The following is a 10,407-nucleotide window of genomic DNA, read 5'->3' as shown; positions in this document are numbered from 1 at the left end:
ACGACACGCCTGGCTGCTGGCCATCAGCGGTCAGTTTAGGCAGCACTCCAATCGCCAGCCAGAATGCCCCTGGGCGACCCGATACCTGGCGGTGTCGTGCGGTGCTGACGGGCGGTTCAGTACCCGGTCAGCTCCAGGTAGCCCACCCCGCTGTGGCTGCCACTGAAGCGGATGGGGCCTTCCCAATAGGGGTAGCGGGTGTCCATCCAGGCGTTTTCCTGCACGGGTTGGCTGGTGATGTCGAAGCCCTGGCTGGGGATGCGCAGTGACCATCGGGTCGGGAGTTCGCGGCCGGCGACCCGGCTCTGCTGCAAGGCGGTCATGACGATTTCATCGCTGCCCAGCGCGCGGGCATGGCCGTCGGCGCTGATCCAGGTGCCGGCGCGGTAGTGCTTGCCGTCGGCGTGGCGCAGCTGGAACAGCATGAGCTTTTCGCCGCTGTCCAGGTGCAGGGAGAACCAGTCCCAGCCCCGCTGGTCGGGCGCCAGGGGCTGGCTGCTCCATTCGCGGTCCAGCCAGGCCTGGCCCTCGACCGGATAGGTCTTGCCCTCCAGCCGGAGGGTGCCGCCCGCCCGGAAGAACGGCTGGCTGTAGTAGTAGGAGGCTTGCCCCTGCCCGGATTTGCGGCTGAAACCCTGCTCGCCATGCAGCACCAGGGGTTTCTGGCTGGTCAGGTGCAGGCGATAGCCGAAGGCGCCGCTGTCGGCGCGCAGTTCCAGATCGGCCAGCCCGGCGCCTGCCGCTGCCCGGCTGCCGAATTGCCAATCATCGATCCAGGCCTTGAAGGGCGAAGTCTCGACGCCAGCCTGGCCGACGCCGCCACGGGCGAAGCGTTCCGCCGAACGATGGCCGTAGGGGCCGGTCAATGCGGCGTGGCCCATCCACAGGTTCTGGTTGCCCCAGCCCGACTCCGTGGAGCCGGGCTGCAGGGCGCTGCGGAACAGGGTCCATTGCACGCCCCAGGCGCGGCCTTGCTGGTCTACCAGGTTGGCGGTGACGTACCACCACTCGATGCGGTAGTCCGGGTGCGCGCCGTGATCGGCCGGGAAGCTCAAGGCCCGGCCCGGGGTCACCTGGGCGAACTGTTCCGCGGTGCCGCCGAGCCCGGCGAACCCCTCTCCCGCAGGCGAGGGGGCGTCGCAAGCCGACAGCAGGAGCGCCAGGAGCAGCGCCAGATGCGGACTAGGGTTCATGAGCAAAGCCTCTCAGCAGCTCGGCCGGGGTACTGCGGCCCAGGTTCCAGAGTGGCCAGGCAGAGGCCAGCAGTGCGGCGAGCAATGCCGTTCCCGAGAGGTACAGCAGTTGCCAGGGAAAGACCTGCAGCGGCAGGCGCCAGCCGAAGGCCCGCACATTGATCACCTCCACCAGGCACCAGGTCAGCAGCACGCCCAATGGCACCGCCAGCGCCAGGGTGAGCAGGGCCAGCAGCAGGGTCTGGCCGAGGCATAGCAGAGCCAATTGTGGCCGCCCCACGCCCAGGGCCCAGAGCGGCGCCAGTTGGCCGAGGCGGGTCTGGCCGAGGGTCAGCAGGCTGATGAACAGCGCCACGCCGGACACGCCCAGGGTCAGGCCGTTAAGGGCAGTGGTGGCGGCGAAGGTGCGCTCGAACACCCGCGTCGACCAGCTCTTGAGCTCGCCCTGGTCGATGAGTTGGCCGCTGTCCAGGGCGAACTCCCTCTGCAGGGCCTGCATCAGCGCGGGCACCTCCGCCGCGGGCAGATACAGGCTGTAACTGCGGGGCTCGAGCCCCGGCCAGTGCTGCCGCAGGCCCTCGGCATTGACCAGCAGATGCCCCTTGGGGTTGCCGTAGTCGGCATAGATGCCGGCAACCTCGAGCGTCCACTCTCCCTTCGGCGTGGGCAGGCTCAGGCGCTCGCCGAGGTGAATCTTCAAGCGGCGTGCCAGCTGCTCGCTGAGCATCAGGGCCTTCTGCCGGGCCAGGCGTTCCCAGGCGTCGGGATAAGCACTCAGCAGCGGCCAGTGGTCGCGGTAGGCCGGGTGATCCAGTACGCCGCCGAGCTGCGCCGGCCAGCCCTGTAGCCGCAGCTCCACCCGCCAGCCCGGCAGCACCGCACGGAGCTGTGGCTGGTGCGCCAACCAGGCGCCCATGGCTGTCGCCTGCTGTGGGTCGCGCGGGGTCACGTAGAGCTGGGCGGCCAGACGCTGGTCGAGCCAGACCGTGAAGGTCCGGCGAAAGCCCTCGGTCATGCTGCCGACACCGATATTGGCCGCCAGCGCCAGCAGCAAGGCCATCAACGCCAGGGCGAGTGCCGGCAGCTGTTGCCGGCAATCGGCGACGAACCAGTGCACCAACGGTCGCCGGCAATGGGGCAGAAGACCTTCCAGCAGCAGGTTCAGGCACAACGGCAAACACAGGGCGGCGGCCAGCAGCAAAGCGGCGAGCAGAACGAAGCCGGCGACCAGGCTGTCGCCGACACCCAGCGCGATCAGCGCCAGCACACCGAGGCCCCCGGCCAGCAATGCCTGGCGACGCAACCAGCGGGCCTGGCTGCGTTGCCAGGCCTCCGGCTGGGCCACCGCCAGCAGCGGCAGCCGCGCGGCCCTGGCCAGAGCGCTGGCACCGGCGAACAGGGCGCCCAACAGGCAGATGGCCAGGCCACCCAGCCACCACAAGGGGCTGAGGTTGAGCTGGCCGGACACCTCGGCGCCGTACAGGCCGCGCAGGCTGACCACCACATCGGGCAGCAACAGGCCGGCCAGCCAGTAGCCGCTGAGCACGCCGGCGAAGCCACCCACCAGCGCCAGCAGGCCGAGCTCCAGGGCCAGGGCACCGAGCAGCAAATGCAGGCTCACGCCGCAGGCCCGCAGGGTGCGCAGCAGGGCGCGGCGCTGTTCCAGTGCCAGGCCGATGGAAGCGTGCACGATGAACAGGCCGACCACGAAGGCCAGCAGGCCGAGGGCGGTGAGGTTGAGATGGAAGCTGTCGGTCAGCTGCGCCAGTTCGGCTGCCTCGCTGCGGCGCTCCAGCGCCAGTTGCCCGGCCAGGTGCGGCGGCAGGCGCGGTTCGCTGCGGGCGAAGTCACTGGGCAGCAGCAGCCCCGAAAGTTTTTCCGGGGCGCCAAGCAGTCGCTGGGCGACGCCTATGTCCACCAGCAGCACGCCAGGCGCCACCTGCGGGCGGACTTCCAGCGGTGGCAACGCCTGGCCGGACTCGCTCATGGGCTGCGCCCCGGCCACCAGCCCCAGGTCCGCCAGGGTGTCGGCGGCGATCCAGGTGCGACCGGAGCGGCCGAGGAAGGCCACCAGGTCCGCCGTGTCGAGCGCCTGTCCGGCCAGCGCAGCACTGGCCGGCAGGGTCAGGGGTTCGACGCCGATCAGTTGCAGGCGCTGCCCGCCCTGCCCTTGCAGGCGCAACCGACCCTGCAGGACCGGCGATACCGGCCAGCCGGCACGGCGCAGGTCGATGAAGGCCTGTTGCGCGAACAGGCCGCCGTTGCGGGCGATCAGCAGGAACTGCTCAGCGCCGAACAACTGGCTGGCCCGCGCATAGCTTTCCCGGGCCTGGCTGTTGAGCGCCTGCACGCCGCTCCACAAGCTGGTGGCCAGCCACAGGCCGGTCAGCACACTGAAAAACTGCACGGGGTGCCGTCGCCAGTGGCTGAACAGGCTGTGCAGGGTCCAGCGCAGCACGCTCATCTCAGGCCTCGCCCGGTTCCAGCAAGCGACCGCCGTGGAGAATCAGACAACGCTCCAGGCGTGCGGACAGGCGCGGGCTGTGGGTCACCATCAGCAGGCTGGTCGTGGTGTCGGCGAGCAGTTGCAGGAGCAGGTCCAGCACCTCGTCGCCGGCGTTCTCGTCCAGGCTGCCAGTGGGCTCGTCGGCCAGCAGCAGCGGCGGTTTGGCGGCCAATGCTCGGCCCAGGGCGACCCGTTGCTGCTGGCCGCAGGAGAGCTGTTCGGGATAGCGCTGGAGCAGCTGGCCGAGGCCGAGCCGCCGCACCAGCTCCGCCTGCCAGTGCGGGTCATGGCGGTTGGCGAGGCGGGCCTGGAAGGCCAGGTTGTCCGCAACGGGCAGGCTGGGGATCAGGTTGAACTGCTGAAACACCAGGCCGATGCCCGTGCGTCGCCAGGCCGCCAGTTGGCGCTCGTCGAGCCCAGCCAGGGAGTGCCCGCCTATCTGGATGCTGCCTGAATCGAAACGATCGAGCCCGGCCACCAGGTGCAGCAGGGTGCTCTTGCCGCTACCGGACTCGCCCATCAGCGCCAGGCTGCGGCCCCGCTCCAGTTCGAAGTCGACTCCGCGCAGCACCGCCAGCGGGCCCTGGGGCGTCGGATAGCTCTTGCACAGACCCTGGATTTTCAGCATCGACGTGCGGCCCTGGAGGCACTGACTGCGAAGGTAGCGGCAAGGCGCCCTGCCGGACTGGACTGTCCTTCCAGCTTAGAAGCTGTCGCCGATTCGCCAGGTGTTCAGAGCCTTCGGGACCGAACCACTATTCTTATACAGCCAGGCCGCAAGGCCAGGCAGCACCGTTGCGGTCCACTGCTGAATCCACCTGGAAACCTGGGAGATACGGCCATGACCTTCCGACTGAGTTCCTCCGCATTCGCCCCCAACGAACCGATCCCCGAGCTGAACACCTGTGAGGGCCGGGACATCTCACCGCCGCTGAACTGGACCGAACCGCCGCCCGGCACCCGCAGCCTGGTGCTGATCGTCGACGACCCGGATGCCCCCGACCCCGCCGCGCCGAAGATGACCTGGACCCACTGGACGCTCTACAACCTCCCTCCCACCGCCGGCATCCTGCCCGAGGGTGTGCCGGACAGCGCCCTGCCGTCGGGAACGCTGCAAGGGCTCAACGATTGGCAGCGCACCGGCTATGGCGGCCCCTGCCCGCCGATCGGCAATCACCGCTACTTCCACAAGCTGTTCGCCCTGGACACGATGCTGGTCGACCTGCGCCATCCGACGCGGGCAATGCTGGACCAGACCATGAAAGGGCACGTCCTGGCCCAGGCGGAGCTGATCGGTCGATATCAGCGGCACCGCTAGGTTCCGCTCCGGCAGGACGATGGGCCTGGACACGGTTGGCGTGCTCGAAGGGCGATTCACTCAAACATGGATCGCCCCGGACTTTGTCAGCCTGGGCAATGGCACCTGACGAGTTGGCTGGCCGCCGCCCACGCCCGCCCAGTAGAATCGCCGGCCATCGCGAGCGCACCGCGCGCCCGCTCCCCCATCCACAACCAGCGAGAGAGCCGCCATGGGTGCCCAGTGGAAAGCCAAACCGAAAGAAGCCGCCGCCAACGCCCGAGGAAAGATCTTCGGCAAACTGGTGAAAGAGATCATGATCGCCGCGCGCAACGGCGCCGATCCGGACATGAACCCGAAGCTGCGCCTGGCCGTGCACCAGGCCAAGAAAGCCTCCATGCCCAAGGACACCCTGGAGCGCGCCATCAAGAAGGGCTCCGGCCAGTCGGGCGAGGTAGTCAACTACGAGCGCACCCTCTATGAAGGCTTCGCGCCGCACCGCGTGCCGGTGATCGTCGAGTGCCTGACCGACAACCTGAACCGCACCGTCGCCGAAGTGCGCGTGCTGTTCCGCAAGGGCCAGCTGGGCACTTCCGGCTCGGTGTCCTGGGACTTCGACCACCTGGGCATGATCGAGGCGGAACCGGCCAGCGCCGACGCCGACGCCGAACTCGCCGCCATCGAAGCCGGCGCCCAGGACTTCGAAGCCTCTGAAGAAGGCGCCACCCTGTTCTACACCGACCCCACCGACCTGGACGCCGTGTGCAAGGCGCTGCCGGAGTTCGGCTTCACCGTGCAGTCGGCCAACCTGGGCTACAAGGCGAAGAACCCGGTCAGCCTGTCCGGCGCCGAGCTGGAAGAAGTGGAAGCCTTCCTCGAAGCCCTGGACAACCACGACGACGTGCAGAACGTCTATGTCGGCCTGCAAGCCAACTGAGCCCCGGGGCCGTCGGCAGTTCCACCAGGAACATGCCGACCAGGCCCGCGTCGAAGCGCTGCGCCTGCTGGCGCAGCGCGAGGCCATGGGCCCGCGCTGGCTGGCCTGGGTGGCCACCGAGCTGTACCACCTCAAGCCGTCGGAGTTCGCCAATATGGTGCGCCGCGAGCTGGAACGCCTGAGTACAGCGGATCGCCAGTTCGGCCAGGCCTCCCGGGAAGTGCACTAACAGGTGAACCGGTCCACTCGGCCCAAACCGCATGGGTCTCGTGCCTCGACCCATCCTACGGGATGGGGCTTGCGTAGGATGGTGTAGAGCGAAGCGAAACCCATCACCAGGCATTCCCCCACCTACGATTGCACCTGTGCCGAGCGGCGCAGACCGAAACCCCAGCCCTGTTGCATCCCCAACGCCGCGATGAGGATGGCCGCCACGCCCACCCATTGCAGCAGTTCAAGGTGGCGGCCGAAGGCGAACCAGTCGACGAAGATCGCCGCGATCGGATAGACGAAGGACAGCGCGCCGGTCAGGGCCGTGGGCAACTTCTGGATCGCACCGTAGAGCAGCACGTACATCACGCCGGTGTGGACGATGCCCAGGGTCAGCAGGATCGACCAGGTGTCGCTGCCCTGGGGCAGGCTGGAGAGGTTGGCCAGCGGCGCCAGCAGCAGCACGCCGGTGCAGACCTGGATCAGCGCGATCAGATGCGGCGGCACCCCGCCCAGCCACTTGATGATCAGCGCCGCAATGGCATAGAGCAGCGCCGCCCCGAGGGCCAGGGCGATGCCCACCAGGTAGTCGCCGCCACCCTCTCCTTGTCCGCCATGGGCGCTGACGATGGCCAGCATCCCGGCGAAGGACACCGCCAGCCAGCCGAGCTTCTGCACGGTGATCTTCTCGCCGAGAAAGAGCGCCGCCAGCCCCACCAGCATGAACGGCTGGACGTTGTAGACCGCCGTACCGATGGAGATGGACGCCCGCGAGTAGGAGGCGAACAGCAACACCCAGTTGCCGACGATGGCCACGCCGCTGAGCACTGCCAGGAGGAAGGTGGTGCCGGTCAGGATGCCAGGCCGCAGGAAGCCCCTCGCCGCGCAGATGACCAGCAAGGTCGCCGCGCCGAACAGGCAGCGCCAGAACACCACATCCAGCACCGGTTGCCCGGAGAGCATCACCAGCCACCCGATGGTGCCGGAGATGAGCATGGCGGCAACCATTTCCATTGATCCGCGATGTATCGATTTGTCCATGATGGGGCTCCTCTGCATGGCGCACAGTATGACGAGCCGGATCAGGGCAACTCCATGCGAAAGCGAAGGCCGCAGTCCTCACCTACCTTTACTATCAAGGCATTTTTCTTCGATTACCTAACGAGACCGCCATGACCGATGACATCGACCAGTTGCTGATCGCCGCGCTGATGGAAGACTCCCGCCGCTCCCTCAAGGCCCTGGCGCAGATCAGCGGCCTCTCCTCCCCCAGCGTCGCGGAACGCCTGCGCAAGCTGGAGGAGCGCGGCGTGCTCAAGGGCTACACGGTGGACGTGGACCCGAAGGCCTTCGGCTACCAGTTCCAGGCCATCGTCCGCATCCGCCCGCTGCCCGGCCAGTTGCAGGAAGTGGAGCGGCAGATCCAGGGCATCCCGGAGTTCACCGAGTGCGACAAGGTGACCGGCGACGATTGCTTCATCGCCCGCCTGTGCGTGCGCTCGATGGAACAGCTGGACACCCTGCTCGACCGCATCAATGGCTACGCCGAAACCAACACTGCCATCGTCAAGAAAACCCCGGTGAAACGGCGGCTGCCGCCGATGGCCTGAGGCTCCCGCGGGTCGCAGCGCGCCCTGCCAGAACGCCCATAGCTACACTCAATCATGCCGATTCGCATTTTTCATCGGGATGCTGGAAATGCCGGATTAGGCTTTCTAAGGTCACGACCGTAAGGCCGTCTCCTGCATTTTCCTCTCGGCTACAGGCATGAGGTGATGACATGAGCATGCTGAAAGGTTCCAGGACCGAGCAAAACCTGAAGGACGCCTTCGCCGGCGAATCCATGGCGAATCGGCGCTATCTCTACTTCGCGGGCAAGGCCGACATCGAGGGATACAACGACGTCTCCGCCGTGTTCCGCTCCACCGCCGAAGGTGAAACCGGACACGCCCACGGCCATCTGGAGTACCTCGAACAGTGCGGTGACCCGGCCACCGGCCTGCCGTTCGGCGGTACCGAACTGAACCTCAAGACCGCCATCGCCGGCGAAACCCACGAGTACACCGACATGTACCCGGGCATGGCCAAGGTGGCACGCGAAGAAGGCTTCGACGAAGTCGCCGACTGGTTCGAAACCCTGGCCAAGGCCGAGCGCTCCCATGCCAACCGCTTCCAGAAGGCCCTGGGCGAGCTGACCATGGGCAACGCCGCCTGAAGCGAGACCGCACAAGCGGGGTAACCTGAATGGCCGCGCCAGTGGACAACACCCGCGAGGGCAACCTCGAGGCTCCTACGCGCCATCCCCTCGGCTGGGAAGCTCCCGAGTTCTGGGACCACGCCGCACTGGAGGCCGAAGAGGAGCGGGTGTTCGACATCTGTCACGGCTGCCGCCGCTGCGTCAGCCTGTGTCACGCCTTTCCCACCCTGTTCGACCTGGTGGACGCCTCCGAAACGCTGGAGGTGGACGGCGTGGCCAAGGCCGACTTTCCCAAGGTCAGCGACCAGTGCTACCTCTGCGACCTGTGCTACCAGATCAAATGCCCCTACACACCGCCCCACCCCTGGAACGTGGACTTCCCGCACCTGATGCTGCGTGCCAAGGCCGTGGCGTTCCGTGAACACGGCGCGCCGCTGTCGGCGCGAATCCTCGCCAGCACCCGTGAAGTCGGACGGCTGGCATCCATCCCGGTGGTCGCACAGACGGTCAATGCCGCCAACCGCAACCCAACTGCGCGCAAGCTCCTGGAAAAGGCGCTGGACGTGGATGCAGAGGCACGAGTGCCCGCCTATCACCGCCCCAGCGCCCGCAAGCGCCTGAAAGCCCTGGACGGCGCCGGCACGCCACAGGCCGCCGGCCGCACACGTGGCAAGGTGGCGATCTTCACCACCTGCTATTGCGACCATTCGGATCCGGGTGTGGTGGAAGACCTGGCGACCGTCCTGGCGCACAACGCCATCCCCACGCGCCTGGTGGAGCGCGAGAGCTGCTGCGGTATGCCCCGACTCGAACTCGGTGACCTGGACAGCGTGCGCCGCTTGAAGGCGTTCAATATCCCGGTGCTGGCGGACATGGTGCGCGAGGGCTGGGACCTGACCGCCGCCGTACCCTCCTGCGTGCTGATGTTCAAGCAGGAACTGCCGCTGATGTTTCCCGACGACGAAGACGTGGCCCTGGTGCGCGCGCGGTTCTTCGATCCTTTCGAGTACCTCTTCGAACGCCACCGCGCCGGCCTGCTGAACACCGACTTCAAGGTGCCGCTGGGCAAGGTCGCCTGGCAGGTGGCCTGCCACCAGCGGGTGCAGAAAATCGGCCCGAAGACCCGTGAGGTGCTGCAACTGGTACCGGGCACGGAAATCCTCACCCTGGAGCGCTGCTCCGGGCACGACGGCACCTACGGCGTGAAGCACAAGACCTATGCCCTCTCGCGCAAGCTGGCGCGCCCGGTGGAGAAACTGGTGGCCAATGCCCAGCCCGAGCATTTCACCAGCGACTGCCCCATGGCCGGCGGCCATATCGCCCATGGCCTGGGCGATCATCCGGCGGCGGAGCATCCCCTGAGCCTGCTGCGCAAGGCCTACGGCATCTGACCCACGAGACCGCGCCCATGAAACCACTCGCCCGCGACGACCTGCTCAGCCTCGAGCACTATGCCCAGCAGCGTCCGGCGTTCCGCGCCCGCGTCATTGCCCACAAGAAGGCCCGCATGGTGTACCTGGGCAAGTATCTGACGCTGATCTTCGAGGACCGCCTGAGCATCCAGTACCAGGTCCAGGAAATGCTGCGCATCGAACGCATCTTCGAGGCAGACGCCATTCAAGATGAACTGGACGCCTACAACCCGCTGATTCCCGGCGGTAACGACCTGCGGGCCACGCTGCTGCTGGAGTTCGCCGATGAGGCGCAGCGCCGGCGCGAACTGGTGCGCCTGCGCGGGATCGAGCATGGCTTCGAACTGGTCGTTGACGGCCAGCCGGCGGTAACCGCCATCGCCGATGAAGACCTGCCGCGCAGCAATGAGGAAAAGACTTCCGCCGTGCACTTCCTGCGCTTCCCGCTGAGCGCCGGCCATATCGACGCCTGGCGCTCGGGAGCGTCGGTCACCCTGGCCTCCACCCTGCCCGCGCTCGCCGTGGCCACCCGCCTCAGCGACGAACAGCGGCAGGCGCTGGCCGCCGACTTCGACTGAATTCGCCCCCCATCACAAGATTCCAGCCCGCCCCGCGACTGGGGTAATGTCACCAGACATTTACCGGACAAGGCAGG

Annotated in this window: 11 protein-coding genes; 7 read left to right on the top strand and 4 right to left on the bottom strand. The window is 67.3% G+C overall.

The genetic code is table 11. The annotated features are described in order from the left end of the window. Window positions 1-116 precede the first annotated feature (116 nt). From ACFW0H_RS05980 to ACFW0H_RS05970, 3 genes are read right to left on the bottom strand one after another with little or no spacing between them, the layout of a single operon-like run. Window positions 117-1,193, bottom strand: coding sequence for a lipocalin-like domain-containing protein (locus tag ACFW0H_RS05980; RefSeq protein ID WP_422912980.1), 1,077 nt, complete (start codon window positions 1,191-1,193; stop codon window positions 117-119). Beyond that, window positions 1,183-3,657, bottom strand: a complete 2,475-nt coding sequence (locus ACFW0H_RS05975) for an ABC transporter permease (RefSeq protein WP_422912979.1) — start codon at window positions 3,655-3,657, stop codon at window positions 1,183-1,185. The genes ACFW0H_RS05980 and ACFW0H_RS05975 overlap by 11 nt, the downstream gene beginning before the upstream one ends. Before the next feature lies 1 nt (window position 3,658). Beyond that, window positions 3,659-4,327 carry an ABC transporter ATP-binding protein gene (locus ACFW0H_RS05970; RefSeq protein ID WP_422912978.1) on the bottom strand — a complete coding sequence of 223 codons (669 nt, stop codon included), beginning with the start codon at window positions 4,325-4,327 and terminating at the stop codon, window positions 3,659-3,661. A gap of 213 nt (window positions 4,328-4,540) precedes the next feature. On the opposite strand from ACFW0H_RS05970, the gene ACFW0H_RS05965 reads away from it, so the two are divergent. The 3 genes from ACFW0H_RS05965 to ACFW0H_RS05955 all read left to right on the top strand — a co-directional run bounded on the left by ACFW0H_RS05965 (window position 4,541) and on the right by ACFW0H_RS05955 (window position 6,162). Continuing rightward, window positions 4,541-5,017, top strand: coding sequence for a YbhB/YbcL family Raf kinase inhibitor-like protein (locus tag ACFW0H_RS05965; RefSeq protein WP_422912977.1), 477 nt, complete (start codon window positions 4,541-4,543; stop codon window positions 5,015-5,017). 211 nt (window positions 5,018-5,228) lie between these two features. Beyond that, entirely contained in the window at window positions 5,229-5,933 is a 705-nt protein-coding gene (locus ACFW0H_RS05960) for a YebC/PmpR family DNA-binding transcriptional regulator (RefSeq protein WP_422912976.1), read from the top strand. Continuing rightward, window positions 5,911-6,162, top strand: coding sequence for a hypothetical protein (locus ACFW0H_RS05955; RefSeq protein WP_422912975.1), 252 nt, complete (start codon window positions 5,911-5,913; stop codon window positions 6,160-6,162). The genes ACFW0H_RS05960 and ACFW0H_RS05955 overlap by 23 nt, the downstream gene beginning before the upstream one ends. Before the next feature lie 122 nt (window positions 6,163-6,284). Here ACFW0H_RS05955 and ACFW0H_RS05950 read toward each other — a convergent pair whose 3' ends face one another. Then, a complete protein-coding gene (locus ACFW0H_RS05950; RefSeq protein ID WP_422912974.1) occupies window positions 6,285-7,184 on the bottom strand; it encodes a DMT family transporter in 900 nt (299 codons plus the stop codon). A 131-nt stretch (window positions 7,185-7,315) separates the two neighbouring features. Between ACFW0H_RS05950 and ACFW0H_RS05945 the strand changes: the two genes are divergently transcribed. The 4 genes from ACFW0H_RS05945 (at window position 7,316) to ACFW0H_RS05930 (ending at window position 10,330) form a co-directional block, all read left to right on the top strand. Further along, on the top strand, window positions 7,316-7,753 hold the full coding sequence (locus ACFW0H_RS05945; protein WP_377692048.1) for an Lrp/AsnC family transcriptional regulator: 438 nt from the start codon (window positions 7,316-7,318) through the stop codon (window positions 7,751-7,753). A 170-nt stretch (window positions 7,754-7,923) separates the two neighbouring features. After that, complete coding sequence (locus tag ACFW0H_RS05940) at window positions 7,924-8,358, top strand: rubrerythrin family protein (RefSeq protein ID WP_377692049.1); 435 nt, start codon at window positions 7,924-7,926, stop codon at window positions 8,356-8,358. Between the two features lie 29 nt (window positions 8,359-8,387). Further along, a complete protein-coding gene (locus ACFW0H_RS05935; RefSeq protein ID WP_422912973.1) occupies window positions 8,388-9,731 on the top strand; it encodes a heterodisulfide reductase-related iron-sulfur binding cluster in 1,344 nt (447 codons plus the stop codon). A 17-nt stretch (window positions 9,732-9,748) separates the two neighbouring features. Beyond that, entirely contained in the window at window positions 9,749-10,330 is a 582-nt protein-coding gene (locus ACFW0H_RS05930; protein WP_422912972.1) for a DUF3501 family protein, read from the top strand. Window positions 10,331-10,407 lie beyond the last annotated feature (77 nt).

It is taken from the genome of Metapseudomonas cellulosilytica (genome assembly GCF_049334135.1).
Taxonomy (GTDB): Bacteria; Pseudomonadota; Gammaproteobacteria; order Pseudomonadales; family Pseudomonadaceae; genus Metapseudomonas.
This window is presented reverse-complemented; position numbering and strand designations above follow the sequence as displayed.